Origin of the sequence: Facklamia sp. P9177, assembly GCF_050409585.1 — a bacterium.
Lineage (GTDB): Bacteria > Bacillota > Bacilli > Lactobacillales > Aerococcaceae > Facklamia.
Genome location: NZ_JBNUPE010000005.1, coordinates 67,705 through 89,657 on the forward strand (window position 1 = coordinate 67,705; position 21,953 = coordinate 89,657).

General features: G+C 37.7%; 25 protein-coding genes and 1 pseudogene. 23 read left to right on the top strand and 3 right to left on the bottom strand.

Features of this window, described 5'->3' with window-relative positions; genetic code table 11:
- The first annotated feature begins 31 nt into the window (after positions 1 to 31).
- The 11 genes from lysS to ACQV18_RS04080 all read left to right on the top strand — a co-directional run bounded on the left by lysS (position 32) and on the right by ACQV18_RS04080 (position 10,813).
- Positions 32 to 1,543: a lysine--tRNA ligase gene (gene lysS / locus ACQV18_RS04030; RefSeq protein WP_428873220.1), complete on the top strand. Its 1,512-nt coding sequence runs from the start codon at positions 32 to 34 to the stop codon at positions 1,541 to 1,543.
- A gap of 111 nt (positions 1,544 to 1,654) precedes the next feature.
- Entirely contained in the window at positions 1,655 to 2,230 is a 576-nt protein-coding gene (locus tag ACQV18_RS04035; protein WP_428873222.1) for a TMEM175 family protein, read from the top strand.
- Positions 2,231 to 2,341: 111 nt separating this feature from the next.
- A complete protein-coding gene (locus ACQV18_RS04040; RefSeq protein WP_428873224.1) occupies positions 2,342 to 2,635 on the top strand; it encodes a GNAT family N-acetyltransferase in 294 nt (97 codons plus the stop codon).
- Positions 2,636 to 2,834: 199 nt separating this feature from the next.
- Positions 2,835 to 3,926 (top strand): hypothetical protein, encoded by a 1,092-nt coding sequence (locus tag ACQV18_RS04045; RefSeq protein ID WP_428875352.1) that lies wholly within the window; start codon positions 2,835 to 2,837, stop codon positions 3,924 to 3,926.
- Positions 3,927 to 4,062: 136 nt separating this feature from the next.
- A complete protein-coding gene (locus ACQV18_RS04050; protein WP_428875351.1) occupies positions 4,063 to 4,239 on the top strand; it encodes a hypothetical protein in 177 nt (58 codons plus the stop codon).
- 43 nt (positions 4,240 to 4,282) lie between these two features.
- Positions 4,283 to 4,663, top strand: coding sequence for a hypothetical protein (locus tag ACQV18_RS04055; protein WP_428876128.1), 381 nt, complete (start codon positions 4,283 to 4,285; stop codon positions 4,661 to 4,663).
- Positions 4,664 to 5,054: 391 nt separating this feature from the next.
- The gene (gene rpsL, locus ACQV18_RS04060; RefSeq protein ID WP_258436774.1) at positions 5,055 to 5,468 is read left to right on the top strand and encodes a 30S ribosomal protein S12; all 414 of its coding nucleotides are present in this window, start codon (positions 5,055 to 5,057) and stop codon (positions 5,466 to 5,468) included.
- 38 nt (positions 5,469 to 5,506) lie between these two features.
- A complete protein-coding gene (gene rpsG, locus ACQV18_RS04065; RefSeq protein ID WP_090289529.1) occupies positions 5,507 to 5,977 on the top strand; it encodes a 30S ribosomal protein S7 in 471 nt (156 codons plus the stop codon).
- 79 nt (positions 5,978 to 6,056) lie between these two features.
- Positions 6,057 to 8,147, top strand: coding sequence for an elongation factor G (gene fusA / locus ACQV18_RS04070; protein ID WP_428873229.1), 2,091 nt, complete (start codon positions 6,057 to 6,059; stop codon positions 8,145 to 8,147).
- A gap of 141 nt (positions 8,148 to 8,288) precedes the next feature.
- Complete coding sequence (tuf, locus tag ACQV18_RS04075) at positions 8,289 to 9,476, top strand: elongation factor Tu (RefSeq protein ID WP_428873231.1); 1,188 nt, start codon at positions 8,289 to 8,291, stop codon at positions 9,474 to 9,476.
- A 122-nt stretch (positions 9,477 to 9,598) separates the two neighbouring features.
- Positions 9,599 to 10,813, top strand: coding sequence for a mechanosensitive ion channel (locus tag ACQV18_RS04080; protein WP_428875349.1), 1,215 nt, complete (start codon positions 9,599 to 9,601; stop codon positions 10,811 to 10,813).
- 69 nt (positions 10,814 to 10,882) lie between these two features.
- On the opposite strand, the gene ACQV18_RS04085 is transcribed toward ACQV18_RS04080, so the two are convergent.
- Genes ACQV18_RS04085 through ppdK form a run of 3 tightly spaced genes read right to left on the bottom strand, consistent with a single transcriptional unit; the run spans position 10,883 to position 14,961 of the window.
- Positions 10,883 to 11,704, bottom strand: a complete 822-nt coding sequence (locus ACQV18_RS04085) for a pyruvate, water dikinase regulatory protein (RefSeq protein ID WP_428875347.1) — start codon at positions 11,702 to 11,704, stop codon at positions 10,883 to 10,885.
- A 1-nt stretch (position 11,705) separates the two neighbouring features.
- Positions 11,706 to 12,320 carry a helix-turn-helix transcriptional regulator gene (locus tag ACQV18_RS04090; protein ID WP_258436781.1) on the bottom strand — a complete coding sequence of 205 codons (615 nt, stop codon included), beginning with the start codon at positions 12,318 to 12,320 and terminating at the stop codon, positions 11,706 to 11,708.
- 22 nt (positions 12,321 to 12,342) lie between these two features.
- Complete coding sequence (gene ppdK, locus ACQV18_RS04095; RefSeq protein ID WP_428873235.1) at positions 12,343 to 14,961, bottom strand: pyruvate, phosphate dikinase; 2,619 nt, start codon at positions 14,959 to 14,961, stop codon at positions 12,343 to 12,345.
- A gap of 262 nt (positions 14,962 to 15,223) precedes the next feature.
- On the opposite strand from ppdK, the pseudogene nox reads away from it, so the two are divergent.
- From nox to rpsQ, 12 genes and pseudogenes are all read left to right on the top strand, one after another.
- A pseudogene (gene nox, locus ACQV18_RS04100) lies at positions 15,224 to 16,566 on the top strand (H2O-forming NADH oxidase).
- 340 nt (positions 16,567 to 16,906) lie between these two features.
- Positions 16,907 to 17,215: a 30S ribosomal protein S10 gene (rpsJ, locus tag ACQV18_RS04105; protein ID WP_428873238.1), complete on the top strand. Its 309-nt coding sequence runs from the start codon at positions 16,907 to 16,909 to the stop codon at positions 17,213 to 17,215.
- A gap of 25 nt (positions 17,216 to 17,240) precedes the next feature.
- Positions 17,241 to 17,876, top strand: a complete 636-nt coding sequence (rplC, locus tag ACQV18_RS04110) for a 50S ribosomal protein L3 (protein ID WP_428873239.1) — start codon at positions 17,241 to 17,243, stop codon at positions 17,874 to 17,876.
- Positions 17,877 to 17,901: 25 nt separating this feature from the next.
- Positions 17,902 to 18,525: a 50S ribosomal protein L4 gene (gene rplD / locus ACQV18_RS04115; RefSeq protein WP_428875087.1), complete on the top strand. Its 624-nt coding sequence runs from the start codon at positions 17,902 to 17,904 to the stop codon at positions 18,523 to 18,525.
- Positions 18,525 to 18,821, top strand: coding sequence for a 50S ribosomal protein L23 (locus tag ACQV18_RS04120; protein ID WP_090289517.1), 297 nt, complete (start codon positions 18,525 to 18,527; stop codon positions 18,819 to 18,821). Before rplD ends, ACQV18_RS04120 begins: the two co-directional genes overlap by 1 nt.
- A gap of 33 nt (positions 18,822 to 18,854) precedes the next feature.
- Entirely contained in the window at positions 18,855 to 19,685 is an 831-nt protein-coding gene (gene rplB, locus ACQV18_RS04125) for a 50S ribosomal protein L2 (RefSeq protein ID WP_428873242.1), read from the top strand.
- 31 nt (positions 19,686 to 19,716) lie between these two features.
- On the top strand, positions 19,717 to 19,998 hold the full coding sequence (gene rpsS / locus ACQV18_RS04130; RefSeq protein ID WP_090289515.1) for a 30S ribosomal protein S19: 282 nt from the start codon (positions 19,717 to 19,719) through the stop codon (positions 19,996 to 19,998).
- An 18-nt stretch (positions 19,999 to 20,016) separates the two neighbouring features.
- Positions 20,017 to 20,373 (top strand): 50S ribosomal protein L22, encoded by a 357-nt coding sequence (gene rplV / locus ACQV18_RS04135; RefSeq protein ID WP_428873243.1) that lies wholly within the window; start codon positions 20,017 to 20,019, stop codon positions 20,371 to 20,373.
- Positions 20,374 to 20,376: 3 nt separating this feature from the next.
- Entirely contained in the window at positions 20,377 to 21,033 is a 657-nt protein-coding gene (gene rpsC, locus ACQV18_RS04140; RefSeq protein WP_428875089.1) for a 30S ribosomal protein S3, read from the top strand.
- A 2-nt stretch (positions 21,034 to 21,035) separates the two neighbouring features.
- Positions 21,036 to 21,470 carry a 50S ribosomal protein L16 gene (gene rplP / locus ACQV18_RS04145; RefSeq protein WP_258436790.1) on the top strand — a complete coding sequence of 145 codons (435 nt, stop codon included), beginning with the start codon at positions 21,036 to 21,038 and terminating at the stop codon, positions 21,468 to 21,470.
- Positions 21,460 to 21,654 carry a 50S ribosomal protein L29 gene (rpmC, locus tag ACQV18_RS04150; protein WP_090289511.1) on the top strand — a complete coding sequence of 65 codons (195 nt, stop codon included), beginning with the start codon at positions 21,460 to 21,462 and terminating at the stop codon, positions 21,652 to 21,654. Before rplP ends, rpmC begins: the two co-directional genes overlap by 11 nt.
- 25 nt (positions 21,655 to 21,679) lie before the next feature.
- The gene (gene rpsQ, locus ACQV18_RS04155) at positions 21,680 to 21,943 is read left to right on the top strand and encodes a 30S ribosomal protein S17 (protein ID WP_428873246.1); all 264 of its coding nucleotides are present in this window, start codon (positions 21,680 to 21,682) and stop codon (positions 21,941 to 21,943) included.
- The last annotated feature ends 10 nt before the right edge of the window (positions 21,944 to 21,953 follow it).

Sequence of the window (21,953 nt, forward strand, 5' to 3'; positions counted from 1 at the left end):
ACAGTATAAAGAAATAGTGGGAGGAAAGCCAATGTCTGATGTAAAAGATAATCCAGAATTTGAAGAATTAAATGACCAGTTAGTAGTCAGAAGACAAAAGATGCAAGAAATGTCTGAAGCAGGAGTCAATCCTTTTGCTGCAGGATTTGAACGCAGTGACTATTCAAAGGCTTTAATTGAAAAGTATGATCACTTATCCAAAGAAGACTTGCAAGAAAAAGAAGCGATTGAAGTTTCTATTGCTGGCCGTATCGTTTCTAAGCGCGGAAAAGGAAAAGCAGGTTTTGCTCACCTGTTAGACATGAAAGGCAAGCTGCAGATTTATGTTCGCCAGGATCAAGTGGGTGAAGCTGCCTTTACTTGGTGGAACGCTGCCGATTTAGGAGATATTGTGGGGGTTCGCGGCAACTTGTTTAAGACAAAAACAGGGGAACTTTCAGTTAAAGCAAAGGAATTTATTCCTTTAACAAAAGCTTTAAGACCACTACCTGATAAATTCCATGGTTTGACAAACGTTGAACAGAAATATCGCCAACGTTATTTAGACCTAATTGCCAACGAAGAAAGTTTTGATCGCTTTGTCAACCGTTCAAAGATTATTCGCGAAGTGAGACATTATTTAGACGATTTAGATTATCTAGAGGTTGAAACTCCTGTCTTACATAATCTAGCAGGTGGAGCGTCAGCTAGACCTTTCATTACACATCATAATGCATTAGACATGGAACTATACTTACGGATTGCTTTAGAATTACATTTGAAGCGTTTAGTAATAGGCGGTATGGAAAAAGTATACGAAATCAGTCGTGTCTTCCGTAATGAAGGAATTGATACTACCCATAACCCTGAATTCACTATGATTGAAGTGTATACAGCTTATACAGTTTATACGGATATTATGGACTTAACAGAAGGGTTGATTCGCCATGTTGCCAAGAAAGTCTTAGGGACTGCTATGATTGATTATGATGGTAAAAAGGTAGATTTGGAAACGCCTTGGGCACGTCGCCATATGGTTGATTTAATTAAAGAAGAAACCGGTGTCGATTTCTGGCAAGAGATGACTCTAGAAGAAGCTAAAGCTTTAGCTAAAGAACATCAAGTCCCAGTTGAAGACCACGATTTGTCAGTAGGACATATTATTAATAACTTCTTTGAAGAAAAGGTAGAAGATACATTAGTTCAGCCTACTTTTGTTTATGGACATCCGGTTGAAATTTCACCATTGGCTCGAAAAAACGAAGAGGATCCACGTTTTACCGACCGCTTTGAATTGTTTATTGTTGGTAAAGAATATGCGAATGCCTTTACAGAGTTAACGGATCCAATTGATCAAAGAGAACGTTTTGAAGCTCAAATGGCAGAAAAAGATGCTGGAAATGACGAAGCGCATCCAGTTGACGAAGATTTCTTAGAAGCATTAGAGCACGGAATGCCTCCAACTGGTGGCTTAGGAATTGGTATTGACCGTTTAGTAATGTTATTAACGGATTCACAATCCATTCGTGATGTCCTCTTATTCCCAACATTAAGAAATAATTAAGAATTGAATTGATTAAGAAATTACCACAAACTGGATAGAGATTTGTTTGTGGTGTTTCTTTTGAAATAGTTAAAAATCTAAACCTCTCAACATTAAATAAAGGAGAATACTATGAATACAAGTAGAGCAGAAGCGTTTAGCGATGGAGTTTTAGCAATTGTTATTACTATCATGGTTTTAAAATTACAACCCCCAGCTAGTTTAGACCTAGCTGGATTGAAAGAAATATATCCGACTCTATTAGCCTATATACTAAGTTATGCATATGTGGGGATATACTGGGCCAATCATCATCATTTATTAGCCGTTTTAAAAACAGTCAATGGTAAAATTTTATGGCGTAACTTATTTTGGCTCTTTTTTATGTCTTTGATACCAACTTTCACGGAATGGATGGGCTTAAACCCTTCTGTTAAACTACCAGCCTTTTTTTATGGATTCATCTTACTAATGTGTGCTGTTTCTTATAATATTTTACAAACAGAAATTATTCGGGTGAATGGCAAGGATTCAGATTTAGCTAAAAAGATTGGTAAGGATTTCAAAGGGAAAGGTTCGATTGTTTTTTATATTCTTGCTTTGATTTTCGCTTTTTATCAGCCTCTAATTTCTTATCTAATATATGTGGCGATAGCTTTATTATGGATTATTCCAGATAAGCGACTAGAAAGCACCTTTTATAAATAGTCTTTCATTTATTTCTACGAATTTTTAAATATTGATATGGCAAATCATATTTTTTTAATTTTTGCGATTAATAGGTTATTATAGAATTAACACAATTAAGGAGGGCTAGTAATGGAATTTTTAAGAGAAGACCATGCCATTGTTTTACGTAATGAAGAAAACGAGATGATTGCCGAGATAACTTATCGAGATACTGATGATGAAAAGTTAGTGGTGGCTAACCATACCTTTACTTCAGATAGTCTTAGAGGTCAAGGAATTGCTGGTAAGCTTTTAGATGAGTTAGTAGCAGATATGCAACAGCAAGGTAAAAAAATATATCCCAGTTGTCCATATGTCATTAGAAAATTTGATGAGGAAGCAGAAAAATATAGGCATATAGATGCTCGTAAACACCCAGCTTAACAGTTGCTAATCATATAACCAAAAGTAGTTTCATCTACTTTTGGTTTTTTTAAGGTCTTTAATTAGACAATAAAGCGCTTCCGTGATAACCTTTTAATTAGTAGGTCTATTTCAAATATTTTAATAGTAAGTTGGAAAACACAGTGCTTACGACCTAAGTATTGATTTTATTTACAAAATATAGAAAGGAAGGATCAAGATGAGTTACAGTTTTATTGCAAATTTAAGAGAGTTACAAAGTCAAAAAGATTTGATGCGCCTTTCCCTTTATATGCCTACTAATCGTGGAGGTTTAAATAGGCAAGAAGACCTGATTCAATTTAAAAATCTAATTCAGCAAGTTAAATCTAAGCTGGAAGAAGTTGATAAAGATGAAGCAAATAAGATTTTAAAAGAAATTGAAAGAATTCGAAACGATAAAAATTTTTGGGATCAAACTAAAGAAGGTCTAGCCCTTTTTATCAGTCCTAAAGATGTTGAAGTTGCCTATTTACGTAATGAATTTAAACCTTCGATTCATCTAGGAAATGAATTTTATCTTTTACCTTTATTGGCTTATTATGAGGAACTTCATGAAGTAATCATTGCAGATATATCTAAAGATTCGGTGGACTTTTTTGATGCCAACCAGTTTAATGCCGAAGCCCTTACTCTAGACCCTGCGATTGAAGTGAAAGACTTTTCAGAGATTTATGATGATTTAGACGCTGACTCTCAAGTCAATGTACACTCTTATGGCGGACGTCAAGAGCCTGGTATGCATCATGGACACCGAGCTACTCCAGAAGAAAAAGATCTAGATCGCGCCAAATATTTCAATTACTTGCATAAAAAAATGCAAGAAGTAGCTAAACATTATCACCGGCCAATTTTATTAGCAGGAACAGTTGAGAACATAGGCCATTACAAAAAAGTCAATGAAAACACCGCTATTTATTATGATTCAACAATCGACAAACCCTTCCAATCCATGGATGCTAAAGCGAAAACCAAACTTTTAAAAGAGACCCTTAGTCAAAATCAGCAAGAATTCGCAAAAGAAAAGATTGATCAAATTGAAAAAGCTCGTAATCAAGGGAAAGTCATTCATGATTTTGAAGAGATTAAAGGGCTGATCCATGAAGGGCGTATCGAAGAATGGGTGATTCAATACTTTACAGACAACTTATTAGATGGAGAGGCTTTAAATCATTGGGTGATCAAAGCCATGGATCAAGGGGTTAAAATTTCTCTCGTTTTGGAAAAAGTTGAAGGGATTAAACAACAGTTTTCTGCTCTTTTAAGGTACTAAAAAAGAGATGAATTTATCCCTTTATAGCAAAAGATTACCAAACATTTTGGGCCATGTAATAGAATGAAAGCGATGCATGATTCCATAGTTATGCATCGCTTTTTAATTGTTTAAATAGATAGAGGAGTGTTTCTATTTGAATCGAAAGACATTGACGATAGCTTTTGCCTATGTGGGAGTAGTAACAGGGACGAGACTGACTTCAGGCCAAGAGCTACTGCAATGTTTTATTAGTTTTGGTTCTGTTGGCCTATTCGGTCTATTCTTGGTAGGGCTCATGCATGCCTTAATGGGTGCTATTGTCCGGAGCTAGTTTGCAGCAGCAATTTAATTTAAATAGCATTTGGGGTAGCGCCTTGTATGTTCTATTAGTTTTGATTATTGCATCCTTTGAGTTTGAAAAATCCAACAAATTATTGGTTTTTTACGCCGGTCTTAATTATTTTATTATCCTAGTTTTTATCGATACTTTATTTAACTATCGGTTTGATTTTGAAAAGATTGAAGTGATGAGTCAAGAACTCAATCAGCTTTTCCCTTCGATAATTTTGTCTAGCTTAAACTATTTTTCAATGTGTTTTATAACGGGTTTTTCCATAGCAGTTGTTATCAGTGGTGATGCCCTGCGCCCTCAGTTTACTTTCGCTTGTGCGCGTCGCCTATCTAGTAAGCAACCCGACAAGTTTTATACCTACTATGTAGCAGTTACTTTAGCGGGGTTTGCTCTAAGTTTTTAGGATTTAAAGAATTAGTTGCTAGCATGTATCCTATTTTAGGCTTTATTTCTGTCAAGGATCGCTCCGCTTTCCTCTTTGACAGAAACAAAGAATTTGAGGACGAGACGCTAAGACATAAGCATGCCATTTTAGAAGCACCTTGTGTAACATATGTTTGACAACTCTAGAAAAGTTTTTAAAATATATGCGAAATTTAATTGACGAGGAAAAAACTACATGGTAAGATAATAAAGGTGTTTTTATTGACAGATACCTGAAACTCAGTCGTGCTGACTGCTATAGATTCACCCTGAAGCGCAGTTTTGAAAATTTCAAGCCTGCGGAAAATTTATATTTATAAATGACACACTTGGATGTGTGGACTAAGAAAATAATGGAAGGAGGACTTTTGATGCCAACAATTAATCAATTGGTTAATAAACCTCGTAAATCAAAAGTAAGTAAATCAAATTCACCCGCATTAAACGTAGGTTACAACAGCTTCAAACGTTCTAACACAAAAACAATGTCTCCGCAAAAACGTGGGGTATGTACACGTGTAGGGACTATGACTCCTAAGAAACCGAACTCTGCTTTACGTAAGTATGCCCGTGTTCGTTTATCTAACCTTATGGAAGTAACAGCTTATATTCCAGGTGAAGGCCATAACTTGCAAGAGCACAGTGTGGTACTAATCCGTGGCGGACGTGTGAAAGACTTACCAGGGGTACGTTACCATATCGTTCGTGGAGCGCTGGATACTGCCGGTGTTAATGACCGTAAGCAAAGCCGTTCTAAATACGGTACTAAGAAACCTAAATCATAATTATAACAATCACCGATTTTTCGAAAGGAGGAGTTTAAATGACTCGTAAAGGGAATATTCCTAAACGTGAAGTGTTACCAGATCCAATTTATAATTCTAAAGTAGTAACTCGCACAATCAACCGTTTAATGGTTGACGGTAAGCGAGGTAAAGCATCATCTATTTTATATAGTGCATTTGATGTAATCCGTGAACAAACAGGCCAAGATCCAATGGAGGTTTTCGAACAAGCCATTGAAAACATCATGCCATTATTAGAAGTTAAAGCTCGTCGTGTTGGGGGTTCTAACTATCAAGTACCAGTTGAAGTAAGACCTGAGCGCCGTTATACTTTAGCGATTCGTTGGTTAGTGACATATTCTCGTTTACGTGGTGAAAAAACCATGGAACAACGTCTAGCACGTGAAATTATGGATGCAGCAAACAATACAGGTGCTTCTGTACGTAAGCGTGAAGATATGCATAAAATGGCAGAAGCTAACAAAGCCTTTGCGCATTATCGCTGGTAAGATTTATAATGGTATTGTTAACTTAGTGATTCTTTGTTAACAGATAATGATTCAAAAAAGGAAAGAGGGGTAAATATACATGGGAAAAAGAGCATTTTCTCTTGAGAAAACTCGTAACATTGGAATTATGGCCCATATAGATGCTGGTAAGACAACGACTACTGAACGTATCTTGTATTATACCGGTAAGATCCATAAGATCGGTGAGACCCACGATGGTGGAGCTCAAATGGACTGGATGGAGCAAGAGCAAGAACGTGGTATTACCATTACTTCTGCTGCAACAACAGCTCAATGGAAAGAACACCGTGTAAATATCATCGATACACCAGGACACGTGGATTTTACGGTTGAGGTTGAACGTTCATTACGTGTATTGGATGGAGCGGTTGCCTTATTAGATGCTCAATCAGGTGTAGAACCTCAAACTGAAACAGTTTGGCGTCAAGCTACTACCTATGGAGTACCTCGTATTGTATTTGTTAATAAAATGGACAAAATGGGAGCTGACTTTGAATATTCACTAAGAACCCTTCATGAGCGCTTAGACGCAAATGCAGTAGCTATGCAAGTTCCAATCGGATCTGAAGATGAATTCAAAGGAATCGTCGATATTGTTCATAAAAAAGCATATATTTATAATAACGATTTGGGGACAGAAATAGAAGAAACAGATATCCCAGAAGAATATCAAGAAAAAGCTGCTGAATATTATACAACTTTAGTTGAAGCAGTAGCTGATACTGATGAAGAAATTATGATGGCTTATCTTGAAGGGGAAGAAATTCCTGAAGATGTTTTGAAAAAAGCTATCCGTAAAGCAACAGTTAATGTTGACTTATACCCAGTCTTCTGTGGTACAGCCTTCAAAAACAAAGGGGTTCAATTATTACTAGATGGTGTTATTGATTACTTACCAAGTCCACTAGATGTTCCACCAATTATTGGTTTCGAACCAGGAAGTGAAAAGGAAATTGAACACCATGCGGATGACAGTGAGTCATTTGCAGCTTTAGCCTTCAAAGTTATGACAGACCCATTTGTTGGTCGTTTAACTTTCTTCCGCGTTTACTCAGGAACATTGGCATCTGGTTCATATGTTCAAAACGCAACTAAAGATTCGCGTGAGCGTGTAGGTCGTATCTTACAAATGCACGCTAACTCTCGTGAGGAAATTGCTGAAGTATTCTCGGGAGATATTGCTGCAGCTGTTGGTCTTAAGAATACAGGAACTGGAGATACTTTATGTGACCCAGATAACTTAGTTATTCTTGAATCAATGGAATTCCCTGATCCAGTTATTGAGGTAGCGATTGAACCTGATTCAAAAGCTGACCAAGATAAGATGGGCTTAGCCTTAGCTAAGTTAGCTGAAGAAGATCCAACCTTCCGTGCTTCAACTGACCATGAGACTGGTCAGACAATTATTGCCGGAATGGGAGAATTACACTTAGATATCATCGTTGACCGCTTAAAACGTGAATTTAAAGTTTCAGCTACGGTTGGTGCACCACAAGTTTCTTACCGTGAGACCTTCCGTGCCGCGACACAAGCTGAAGGTAAATTCGTTCGTCAATCAGGTGGTAAAGGTCAGTATGGTCACGTTTGGATCGAATTTGAACCAAATGAAGAAGGCGCTGGCTTTGAGTTTGAGAATGCGATTGTTGGTGGGGTTGTTCCTCGTGAATACATTCCAGCAGTAGAAGCAGGATTGAAAGATGCGATGGAAAATGGTGTCCTAGCAGGATTCCCATTAGTAGATATCAAAGCTAAGCTTTACGATGGATCTTATCACGATGTTGACTCTTCTGAAACAGCTTATAAGGTTGCGGCTTCAATGGCACTTAAGGCTGCTGCTAAGAAAGCACAACCTTCAATCCTTGAACCAATGATGGCTGTTGAAGTAACAGTTCCTGAAGAATATTTAGGAGATGTTATGGGACACGTGAACTCTCGCCGTGGACGTATTGAAGGTACTTCAACACGTGGAAACGCACAAATTGTTAAATCATTCATTCCTTTATCAGAAATGTTTGGCTATGCAACGACTTTACGTTCTTCAACTCAAGGACGTGGTACATTTACAATGCAATTCGACCACTACGAAGATGTTCCAAAATCAATCGCTGAAGAAATCATCAAAAAATACGGTGGGTCTTCAGAAAATTAATCATAAGCAATAAAGGCTTATTAAGAAGAAAGACCAAGGTTAAGGAAAGTATCCGTTGAATTCACTTCAATATCTTTGGTATAATAATTTTGATAGATTACATAATCTATAAACACTTTAAAATTAGGGGGATTTACTCAAATGGCAAAAGAAAAATACGAACGTACGAAACCGCATGTTAACATTGGTACTTTAGGACACGTTGACCACGGAAAAACAACTTTATCAGCTGCAATCGCGACTGTATTAGCTAAAAACGGATTCGGTGAAGCTAAGGACTATGCTTCAATCGATAACGCTCCAGAAGAAAAAGAACGTGGAATCACAATCAACACTTCTCATATCGAGTATGAAACTGCTAACCGTCACTATGCACATATTGACGCTCCAGGACACGCGGACTACGTTAAGAACATGATCACTGGTGCTGCTCAAATGGACGGTGCGATATTGGTTGTATCTGCAGCTGATGGCCCAATGCCACAAACTCGTGAGCACATCTTATTATCGCGTCAAGTAGGAGTTCCTTACTTCGTAGTCTTCTTAAACAAAGTAGACATGGTTGACGATGAAGAATTATTAGAATTAGTTGAAATGGAAGTTCGTGACATGTTATCAGAATACGACTATCCAGGAGATGACATTCCAGTAATCGCAGGTTCTGCTCTTAAAGCTTTAGAAGGCGACGAAGCTTATGAAGCTAAAGTATTAGAGCTAATGGAAGAAGTAGATGCATATATTCCAGAACCAGAGCGTGACACTGACAAGCCATTCATGATGCCAGTCGAAGACGTATTCTCTATTACTGGTCGTGGTACAGTTGCTACAGGACGTGTTGAACGTGGACAAGTTCGTGTAGGTGACGAAGTTGAAATTGTAGGTATCGCTGAAGATACTATGAAGTCTACAGTAACTGGTGTAGAAATGTTCCGTAAGATGTTAGACTATGCTGAAGCAGGGGACAACATTGGTGCATTATTACGTGGAGTTACACGTGATGATATTGAGCGTGGACAGGTATTAGCAGCTCCAGGAACTATTACTCCACATACTAAGTTCGAAGCGGAAGTATATGTACTTTCTAAAGAAGAGGGTGGACGTCATACACCATTCTTTACTAACTATCGTCCTCAATTCTACTTCCGTACAACTGACGTAACAGGTGTTGTAGAATTACCAGAAGGAACTGAAATGGTTATGCCTGGTGACAACGTATCTATGACAGTAGAATTAATTCACCCAATCGCTATCGAAGACGGAACTCGTTTCTCAATTCGTGAAGGTGGACGTACTGTAGGTGCAGGTACTGTTACTAAAATTAATGCTTAATTAAATATTAAGAACAAAAGCCAAGCAAAATACTTGGCTTTTTTATTTTAGATTAATGTTTGTTGTATCAAGCTTAATCATGCTATACTAAAAGTAAATAAAATTTAGAAAGGGGAATGACGATGGATTTTAACAGTGTTGTTAGCTCTATTCCTGGAATAATAGGCTCATTACTTTTATTAATAGCAGCATTGATTTTGGCGCATTTTGCGAGAAAATATGCGATTAAGGCTATGGAGAGTATCGACTTTGACTTGAAATTACAAAAATGGGGGTTAGCTAGAACCGATGAGGAATCTAATGCCTTCTTAGAAACAATAGGCACTTTATTATATTTTATTATTGTACTTTTCTTTGTACCTTTCATTTTAAATGGATTAGGATTGGCAGGGGTTGTTGATCCAATATCTAATATGTTTGCGAAGTTTTTTGCTTACATTCCAAACATTATTGCAGCCGTTTTAATTATATTCATTGGCAACTTATTCTGTAAGTTTGTTAAACAATTAACGCAAAACTTACTAGAAGGTTTCAATTTAGATAAGTGGTATAGTAAGATGACGGGGCAGGAAGAAAAAGAAAGAGTCAATGATACACATCTAGCTGAAGTGTTTTCGACCGTTGTTTATGTCTTAATATTTATTCCGATTTTAACAGTGGCCCTTGAAACACTAGGTATTCAGACTATTTCAGCACCGATTGTCGGTGTATTAAACTCTGTAATGTCAGCAATTCCTAATATAATTGTGGCAGTTATTCTTGTTTTTGTCGGTGGCTTCATTGCAAAATTGTTAGGTGATTTATTAGAAAGTCTATTAAAGACATCTGGTATCGACCAATATTCAAAATATTTAAATTTTAAAGGTGAAAGCCATATCCAAATTTCAAGCGTGATTGCTCAAGTGGCTAAATCACTATTACTTATTTTCTTTATTGTCGAAGCTATTTCAGTTCTTAACTTAGAAGTATTAAATGCGATAGGCACTTCTATTATTGCCTACATCCCTGATGTAATAGCTGCAGCGTTAATCTTAGCGGTAGGAGTAATTGGTGGTAATATTCTTGCAAGCTTTTTGAAAGAAGTTTCTGGTAGTAAAGTATTTGGGGAATTTGTTCGTTATGCTATTATTGTATTGGCGATTTTCATGACATTGAACCAATTAAAGTTTGCTCCAACAATTGTTAACGCGGCCTTTATTATTATTCTTAGTGCGGTAGCTGTTGCTTTCGCTCTTGCAGTTGGAATAGGTGGTAAGGATTTTGCTGCACGTCAACTAGAAAATATTGAAAAAAGCATTGAACACGAAGAAAAAGAAGAAGAACAGCAAAGATTCTAAAACTAATCAAAACAAAAAGCTCGCTATTCTTAATTGAATGAGCGAGCTTTTTGTGATTGTAATTACGATTTATTGAATCAGTCGATTATAGTGACCAATGATTTGTTCAGATAACTCTTCAATCGATTGATTCTCTACATTAATCACGGTGGCACCTAGTTGATGATATAAATCATCTGCGAACATCAATTCTTGCTTTACTCTCTCAAGTGAAGAGTAAGTAGCTTTTTCACCTAACCCCATCATTTCGACTCGTTTTTTACGAATGTTTTGGATATATAGAGGAGAGGCAATCAAACCATATATTCTTCGTGAATCAGCCTGATAGATTTCATCAGGAATGTGAACTTCTGGAAAAATTGGTAAGTTGGCTACCTTATATGATTTATTAGCTAGGTACATACTTAAAGGTGTTTTGGAAGAGCGTGAAACTCCTAGCAATACAATGTCAGCTAATTCGAATCCTTTACGATTTTTACCATCATCGTACTTCACTGCAAATTCAATGGCTTGAATACGATCGAAGTAGTGATCATCGAGTCGATGTAGGGTTCCTGATTTTTCAGTAGCTGTCATATTTGTTTTTTGTGAAATAAGGTCTAGAATGGGGTGGATTACATTATGATAATCTAATCCGTTTTTCTTTGAGAACTCACTGGCGTAATTTTCTAGACCTTCATCAACTAAAGTAGTGATTAAAATCGCATTCACTTTAGCAGCCTCTTCAAGTATGGGTTTTAATTCATCCCGGGTGTTAATAAATGGAAATCTTTTTAAACTGATGTTGGTTAACTTTGGGAATTGGGCTAAAGCGGCGTTGGTAGCGCGTAGGGCTGTTTCACCGACAGAGTCGGAAATGACATAGAATTTGTAAGAATTGGTTACTGACATATTATTCCTCCGATTGGCTTAATTCAACCAAAAGATTCACGATATGAGTTTTTGATACTTTGCCAAGTATTTCATAGTCAGCGGTTACGATTGGCAGTGAATCAATCTGGTGTTCAGATATTAGGCGTGCCGCATCAAGCACCGTTTGATCGGGTTGAGCGACAATAATATTTGGCATTCTGGTCATTATAATGGTTAAGGGTGTATCCATTAACTGACCAATCGCTGAGCGGAGTAAATCCTTACGCGACACGATACCTGCTAGCTTGTGGTCTTCTTCATCAATTACATAGATAGAACCAGCATCATACATAAATAAGTGAGTAATTGCGTTTTGGACTGTAGTATCAGGTGTAACTGTGATAGCCTGGACCATAATATCTTTAACAAGATACTCTGAAAATGCTTCATATAATAAGGATTTTTCAGTTAATCCAGAATAAATATAGCCTACTTTTTGACGAGCATCGAGGATGCCCGTCATGGTTAAGACAGCGAAATCACTACGCAATGTTGATTTTGTTAAACCAAGCTTACTAGCAATTTCGTCGCCGGTGATTGGTTCATTTTCTTTAACGATTGAGATGATTTCTTCTTGTCGGGGTGAAAGTTTCATAGTTCCCCTCCTAGTTAATTAATTATACGTTTTTAATAGCGCTTTGTGCAGCGGCTAATTGTGCAATTGGTACACGGTAAGGTGAGCAAGATACATATGAAAGCCCTACTTGGTGGAAGTGTTCAATGGAACGAGGGTCTCCTCCTAGTTCTCCACAAACACCAATTTTCAAGTTTTCTTTCACGGATCGTCCTCGTTCTACAGCTATCTCAACAAGTTCTTTAACAGCAAAAGTATCAATAGTTTGGAAAGGATCATCTTTTAAAATGCCTTGGTCAAGGTATTGATTTAAGAATTTACCAGCGTCATCTCGTGAGTAGCCAAAGGTTAGTTGAGTCAAGTCATTGGTTCCGAACGAGAAGAATTCAGCGTCATTTGCTAATTGATCGGCAATTAAGCATGCACGAGGTGTTTCAACCATTACTCCAACTGTAAATTCCATACTTACCTTTTCTTGCTTTAGAACATTTTCTAAGTGTTCTTTTATTTTTGCTTTCAAGTGAATTAATTCAGCTTGACTACTCACTAAAGGAATCATGATTTCTGGTTTAACTTTAACACCGTCTTTTGCTACTTTCATAGCTGATCGGATAACTGCTTCTGCTTGCATGATATATAAGTCAGGGTAGGACATTCCCATACGACAACCACGGTGGCCCATCATAGGGTTAACTTCCTTCATAGACTGCACCCGGTCACTCAATTCAGAAGCATCAATTTGAAGTTGTTTAGCAACTTGTTTGATTTCATTTTGACCATGCGGTAAAAACTCATGTAAAGGAGCATCTAGCAAACGTACTACCACTGGTTTTTCTTGCATTAACTCAAAGATATGTGAAAAATCTTCGGTTTGGAAATTACGGATAGCATCTAAAGATGTTTGACGATCAGCAGGGTTTTTGGCAAGTAAGAATTTGCGGATGGCTATTAGACGGTCTTCTTGGAAGAACATATGTTCAGTTCTAACTAGTCCAATACCAACTGCTCCAAAACGTAAACCGTTTTCAATATCTGAAGCTGTTTCGGCATTCATACGAATAGCTAATTGAGCATGCTGACGAGACCATTCTAAGACCTTATCTAAGTCTTCATTTGCTCCGCCTGCAACTGTTGGGATTTCACCGATGTAAAGACATCCTGTCGTACCGTCTACAGAAATGATATCTCCTTCATTTAGTTGACCACCAGGATAAGATAAAGTCTTCTTATCTTCATTGATGTCCAATTCACTACAACCAGCTACACAGCATTTACCCATTCCGCGAGCAACAACCGCTGCATGAGAAGTCATTCCTCCTTGACTGGTTACAATGCCATTAGCAGAGTTCATACCCACAATATCTTCAGGTGAAGTTTCATGACGCACTAAAATAACTGATTTGCCAGCATCTGCCCACTCTTTTGCAGTGACTGCATCAAAAACGATTTGTCCAGTTGCAGCACCCGGACTGGCTGGCAAGCCCAACTTAGAAACTAATTCAGCTTGATTTAGAGCATTCGGATCAAAGGCAGGGTGTAGCAATGTATGGAGGGATTCTGGATTAATAGTTAGAAGGGCTTGGTCGGGTGATAAGATGCCTTCATTTACAAAGTCCACCGCGATTTTGACAGCTGCTTGAGCAGTCCGCTTGCCATTTCTTGTTTGCAGAATATACAATTTTTTATCCTCAATCGTAAACTCAATATCCTGCATATCCGAATAGTGCTTTTCAAGTTTCTCAGTTAATTCTATGATTTGTTGATAGATGTTAGGGAATTGGTCACGTAGACGATTAATTGAAACAGGGGTACGTATACCAGCAACTACGTCTTCACCTTGTGCATTAGTTAAGTACTCACCGTATAATTCGTGCTTACCGTTTGCGGGATTACGTGTGAAGAGAACACCTGTACCAGAAGTTTCGCCACTATTACCAAAGACCATTTCTTGGATGTTAACAGCAGTACCTAAGTCATCTGGAATATTGTTTAAGCGACGGTAAACAATAGCCCGTTGATTATTCCAAGATTTGAAGACAGCTTCAACCGCTGCGTAAATCTGTTGGTAAACATCTTGAGGGAATGGATGGTTCAATTCTTCTTGATAGATAGCTTGATAATCTTTAACAATTCCTTTAAGGTGTTCAGCTGTCAATTCGTAATCATAGTGCAAATGATTGTCTAATTTAACTTGCTTAAGAATTTTTTCAAACTTAGCCATATCGATTTCATAAACGACGTTCCCATACATTTGTAGAAGACGACGATAACAGTCGTATGCGAAACGTTCATTGTTGGTGATTTGAGCTAATTTTAAGACATTTTCATCGTTAAGCCCTAAGTTTAATATAGTATCCATCATACCTGGCATAGAGATTTTTGCTCCAGAGCGAACGGAAACTAATAATAATTTTTCTGGATCATTAAAGGTCTTGCCTGAGATTTCTTCAAGATGGCTCACGGCTTCGGCAATTTCATCTTTAAGCTCAGTTTTTAACCCCTTAGCTTCCTCTAAGTATTCCAAACATGCTTGAGTCGAAATAGTAAATCCTTGGGGAACAGGGAAGCCTAGACTAGTCATTTCAGCCAAGTTGGCTCCTTTACCGCCTAATAGATCCTTCATTTTGGCATTTCCTTCACCAAATGCATAAACACGTTTCATCAACAAACCTCCTAAAAATTTAAGTAGTGCAACTTATCGTATTATATAATGCACACTATTACTTGTCAATCTAAAATAAGCCACAAAAATTATTGTTTTTAACGCTATGTAAGTTTAATAGTGTTGCTTATTTAAACGCTAAAATGTTTAATGAAAGCACATGATAAAAAGAAGGGTAAAAATTGTCTTATTTTCGAGAGAATGGTAAAATATAGGCGTACAATTAGCTTGTGAAAAAAACAATTTGGAGGCAGAAATATTTATGAAAGTGATCATCATTGGAACAAACCATGCTGGAATAGCAGCGGCAAATACTTTGTTAGAAAATTATCCAGAGCACGAAATTGTGATGTTGGAACGTAATTCAAATCTTTCTTATCTTGGCTGCGGAACAGCTTTATGGGTAGGTCGTCAAATTGATGATTATAAGGGTCTTTTCTATACAAACGAGGAGGCTTTCGCTAAAAAAGAGCCCGAATTTATACTGAAACTGAGGTTTCTAACATCGATTTTTCGAATAAAAAGGTATACGCTCTGAAAAAAGATGGCGAAAAACTTGAGGAAAGCTATGATAAATTAATCTTAGCTACAGGATCATTGCCAATCACTCCTAAATTCCCGGGTCATGATTTGGAAGGATTACACTTCTTAAAATTATTCCAAGAAGGACAAGCGGTTGATAAAGCCTTAGCAGATAAAGGGGCAAAAAATGTTTGTGTAATTGGTGCAGGTTATATCGGTGTCGAAATTGCTGAAGCTGCTAAGAGACGTGGAAAAAACGTTCGCATTTTTGATGCTGAAAAAACTTCACTAGCAAGTTACTATGATCCTGAATTCGCTAAGATGATGGACCAAAACTTAGAGCGTAATGGCATATCAACACATTTTGGTGAATTAGTTCAAGAATATATCGGTGAAAACGGTAAAGTTAAGGCTGTGAGAACAGATAAGGGCACTTATGAAGCAGATGTGGTAATTAATTCAATCGGCTTCCAAGCGAATACCGAGTTAGGTAAAGACCATCTCGACTTATTTGAAGGTGGAGCATATCTTGTAGACCGCCATTTTAAAACATCAGATGATGATGTCTATGCGATTGGAGACTGTGCCAGCAATTACTCCAATGCCATTCAGGATACAACATACATTGCCTTAGCTTCTAATGCGGTTCGATCAGGTATTGTTGCAGCTCATAATCTTGCAGGTACTGAGTTGGAAGGAGCTGGTGTACAGGGATCAAACGGAATTAATATTTTCAACTTAAAATTAGTCTCAACTGGTTTGACGTTAAAGGCAGCTGAACTAGCAGGTGTTGATGTAGACTATGTAGAACATGAAGATACACAATTTCCCGGATTTATGCCTGAAAATCATCAAGTCAAAATAAGAATTGTCTATGAAAAGACAAGTCGTCGGATAGTAGGGGCTCAGCTAGCTTCAGATTACGATGTATCTTTATTAATCCATATGTTTTCACTAGCTATTCAAGAAGAAGTTACGATTGATAAGTTAGCCTTATTAGATACCTTCTTCCTACCTCACTTTAACCAACCGTATAATTACATTACTGTGGCTGCTTTAAAAGCTAAAAAACAATTAAAGTAAGATAATTTAAAATCCTCTATATAATAAGGTAGCAATTATGTTTTTCTAGGAAAATTGATATTAGTTTTCCTGCAGCTAAAAAAACATAAAAGCTATCTTTTTTTATAAATACTCAAGAAAGCTTTGATTATCGCTTGCATTAGCAATCTATCTTCGGTATAATATCGGTTGTGTCAATTGGAGGGTTCTGCCCCGAAATGGGCACAATCCCTCGAGAAGAGGGAGATATGCAGTGAAACGAGAGGTTGTGACACGCCAGGACAAGTTGCCAAGGGCTGGTTTGTTAGAAATTCTTGTGGAGCAAGTCACATATTTTATATTGACGAAGGAGGAAATAAAAATGGCAAATCAAAAAATTCGTATTCGCTTAAAAGCTTATGAGCACCGTGCTCTTGATGTTTCTGCAGCGAAAATAGTTGAATCTGCTCAAAGAACAGGGGCTAAGACATCGGGTCCAATCCCTTTACCAACAGACCGTTCTGTTTATACAGTTATTCGTGCAACACACAAGTATAAAGATTCTCGTGAGCAGTTCGAAATGCGTACACACAAACGTTTGATCGACATCGTTAACCCTACTGCTAAAACAGTAGACGCTTTAATGAAGTTAGACTTACCAAGCGGTGTGGACGTAGAAATCAAATTATAAAAAATAAAATAATGGAGGTGTACTCATGACCAAAGGAATCTTAGGAACTAAAGTCGGAATGACTCAATACTTTACTGAAAATGGTGAATTAATTCCTGTTACTGTTATCCAAGCTCCTGCAAACGTTGTTTTACAAGTTAAAACAGTTGAAACAGATGGCTATGAAGCAGTTCAAGTAGGATACCAAGATTTACGTGAAGTATTGACTAACAAACCACATAAGGGTCATGTAGCAAAAGCTAATGCTACTCCTAAGCGCTTCGTTCGCGAATTTCGTGATGTTGAGCTAGGAGAATATGAAGTAGGGCAAGAAATCACAGTTGAAACATTCGCAGTTGGTGACATCGTCGATGTGACGGGTACATCCAAAGGTAAAGGTTTCCAAGGAGCTATTAAGCGCCACGGACAATCTCGTGGACCTATGGCTCACGGTTCTCGTTACCACCGTCGTCCTGGATCAATGGGTATGGCGTCAGACGCTTCTAAAGTGTTTAAAGGTAAAAAATTACCTGGACAAACTGGTGGCGAACGTATCACTATTCAAAACTTGGAAATCGTATCAATAGATAGCGAAAACAATGTGATTCTTATTAAAGGAAACGTTCCAGGTGCTAAGAAGTCACTCGTTGAAATTAAACAAGCAATTAAAACAGTTAAATAATATCTAAGAGGGGAGGAACGAGCAAATGCCAAAAGTTACATTATTTAAACAAGATGGAACACAAGCAGGAGAAGTTGAATTAAACGAAGCAATCTTCGGAATTGAACCTAATGAAGCGGTAGTTTTCGAAGCAGTCGTAATGCAAAGAGCTTCACTACGTCAAGGGACTCACGCGGTTAAAAATCGCTCAGCCGTTAGCGGTGGAGGACGTAAACCGTGGAGACAAAAAGGAACTGGACGTGCGCGTCAAGGTTCTACTAGATCACCACAGTGGGTAGGCGGTGGAATTGTCTTTGGACCAACACCTCGTTCATACAGTTACAAATTACCTAAGAAAATGCGTCGTTTAGCCTTAAACTCTGTACTATCTCAAAAAGTTATGGATGAGAAGTTAACAGTTGTTGATGAATTAGTCTTTGACGCACCAAAATCAAAAGAATTCAAAGCGGTATTAAACAACTTAAATATTGATAGCAAAACATTATTAATCTTAGAAGGTGCAAATGAAACAGCGTACTTATCTGCACGTAACATTCCAAATGTAAAAGTGATTGATGATTTGAATGTGAATGTTTTAGATGTAATTAATGCGGATCGTATCTTAATTACAAGAGCTGCGCTTTCAACAGTAGAGGAGGCTTTAGCATAATGCAATTATCAGAAGTTTTATTACGTCCAGTAATTACCGAACAATCAATGCTAGCCATTGATGATAATAAATATACTTTCGAGGTTGACCGTCGTGCTAATAAGACTCACATCAAGCAAGCTGTTGAAGCAATGTTTGAAGGTGTTAAAGTAGCGAAAGTTAATACTATTAATGTAGATGGAAAAGCAAAGAGAATGGGACGTTATCAAGGTTTCACTCGTAAGTACAAAAAAGCAGTGGTTACCTTAACAGAAGATTCAAACCGGATCGAATTGTTTGGCGAAGACGCTGAGTAATTCTGGAAAATATTAAAATAGGAGGGTAACGCAGTGGCAATTAAACATTATAAAGCGACGACTAATGGACGTCGTAACATGACTGGATATGATTTTTCAGAGATCACTACAAAAACACCTGAAAAAAGCTTGTTAGAGTCAAAAAAACAACGTGCAGGTCGTAATGGTCAAGGAAAAATAACCGTACGTCACCACGGTGGTGGAAATAAACGTGCTTACCGTGTGATTGATTTTAAACGTAATAAAGATGGAGTAGTCGGAACAATTAAAACAATTGAATACGATCCAAATCGTACTGCTAACATTGCTCTAGTGCATTATGAAGACGGTGTTAAAACATATATTCTAGCACCTAAAGGCCTTAAAGTAGGCCAAAAAATTGAGTCTGGTGACAATGCGGATATCCAAATAGGAAACGCTTTAGCACTATCTAATATTCCGGTTGGTACAGTTATTCACAACGTGGAATTAAAACCAGGAAAAGGTGGACAATTAATTCGTTCAGCTGGTACAAGTGCTCAAGTTTTAGGACAAGAAGGCAAATACACTCTAGTTCGTCTGAACTCAGGTGAAGTTCGCATGATCTTATCAACTTGCCGTGCAACGATCGGAACAGTTGGTAACGAACAACACGAATTGATTAATATTGGTAAAGCAGGACGTTCTCGTTGGTTATCAAAACGTCCAACTGTTCGTGGATCTGTAATGAACCCTAACGATCACCCACACGGTGGTGGTGAAGGTCGTACTCCAATCGGTCGTCCATCACCAATGACACCATGGGGTAAAAAAGCTATGGGTGTTAAAACTCGTAACGCTAAGAAGAAATCTAGCAAATTAATTATTCGTGGACGTAAGAAATAATAACCAATAAATTCTGAAGGGAGGCTACATTGTGACTCGTAGTTTGAAAAAAGGACCTTTTATAGATGAACATTTAATGAAAAAGGTAGAGGCTCAACAAGATGCCCAAAAAAAACAAGTGATTAAGACATGGTCTCGTCGTTCAACAATTTTCCCTAATTTTATTGGGATGACAATTGCTGTATATGATGGCCGTAAGCACGTGCCTGTATTTATCCAAGAAGATATGGTCGGTCATAAGTTAGGAGAGTTCGTTCCTACACGTACATATAGAGGCCACGTTGACCAAGATAAGAAAACTAAGAAACGCTAATAAGAGGAGGTATATAAGATGTCTGAACAAATTACATCTGCTAAGGCAATGGCAAAAACAGTTCGAATTGCTCCTCGTAAAGCTCGCTTAGTAATGGATCTTATCAGGGGCAAGCAAGTTGGAGAAGCAATGGCTATTTTGAAGTTCACTCCAAAAGCTGGTTCACCAATTATAGAAAAAGTATTAATGTCAGCTATTGCAAATGCTGAACATAATTATGACTTAGATTTAGAAACGTTGTATGTAAGTGAAGCATACGTTAACGAAGGACCAACCATGAAACGTTTCCGTCCTCGTGCTAAAGGGTCAGCTTCACCGATCTTAAAACGTACAAGCCACATTACAATTGTGGTATCAGAAAAAGAGGAGGCTTAATTAATGGGTCAAAAAGTACATCCGATTGGAATGCGAGTTGGCATCATCCGCGATTGGGATACTAAATGGTACGCAGACAAGCAATATGCAGACTATTTACACGAAGATATCAAGATTCGTGAGTATCTCTACAAGAAATTAGCTGATGCCTCTGTATCCGTTATTCAAATTGAACGTGCAGCAAACCGCGTTGTAGTTTCTGTTAACACAGCTAAGCCAGGTATGGTAATTGGTAAAGGTGGATCAGAAGTCGACGTATTACGTGCTGAACTAAATAAATTAACCGGCAAACAAGTTCAATTAAACATTGTTGAAATTAAAGAACCAGCATTAGATGCTAAATTAGTTGCAGAAGATATCGCTCAACAATTAGAAAACCGTGTGGCATTTCGTCGGGCTCAAAAGCAAGCCATCCAACGTGTGATGAGAGCTGGCGCTAAAGGAGTCAAAACGATGGTTTCTGGCCGTTTAAATGGTGCGGATATGGCAAGAACTGAGCACTATACTGAAGGAACAGTTCCATTACATACGCTACGTTCTGATATTGATTATGCTTGGGAAGAAGCAGACACTCAATATGGAAAACTTGGAGTGAAAGTATGGATTTGTCGTGGTGAAATCTTACCAACTAAAAATAACTCTCAGAGAGGAGGAAATTAATCATGTTAGTACCTAAACGTGTAAAACACCGTCGTGAATTCCGTGGTAAAATGCGCGGAGAAGCAAAAGGTGGAAAGCAAGTTGACTTTGGATCATACGGTCTAAGAGCTACAGAAACAGGTTGGATTACCAACCGTCAAATCGAAGCTGCCCGTATCGCTATGACACGTTATATGAAACGTGGTGGGAAAGTATGGATTAAGATCTTCCCTCATAAATCATATACAAGTAAAGCTATTGGTGTTCGTATGGGTAAAGGTAAAGGGGCACCCGAAGGATGGGTAGCACCTACAAAACGTGGAAAAGTTCTATTTGAAATTGACGGTGTGAGCGAAGAGATCGCTAGAGAAGCCTTCCGTTTAGCTTCCCATAAATTGCCAATCAAGACAAAATTTGTAAAACGTGAAGAATATGGTGGTGAATCGAATGAAAATTAATGAAATAAGAGAATTATCCACTGCTGAAATGGTTGAAAAAGAAAAAGAATTTAAGCAAGAATTGTTTAACCTTCGATTCCAATTAGCAACAGGACAATTAGAAAACACTGCCCGTTTACGTCAAGTACGTAAATCTATTGCTCGCATAAAAACAGTCTTGCGTGAGCAAGAATTGTCTAAGTAAAAACGACAAAGGAGGCACATATTAAATGACTGAACGTAACCAACGTAAAGTTTACCAAGGACGTGTAGTGTCAGATAAAATGGACAAAACCATTACTGTGCAAGTAGACACACGTAAAATTCATCCTAAATACGGTAAACGTGTAAAATATTCTAAGAAATATAAAGCTCATGATGAGTTAAATCAAGCTAAAGAAGGCGACATCGTACGTATCATGGAAACTCGTCCATTATCTGCTACGAAACGCTTCCGTTTATTAGAAATTGTTGAAGAAGCAGTAATTATCTAATAATTGCGAA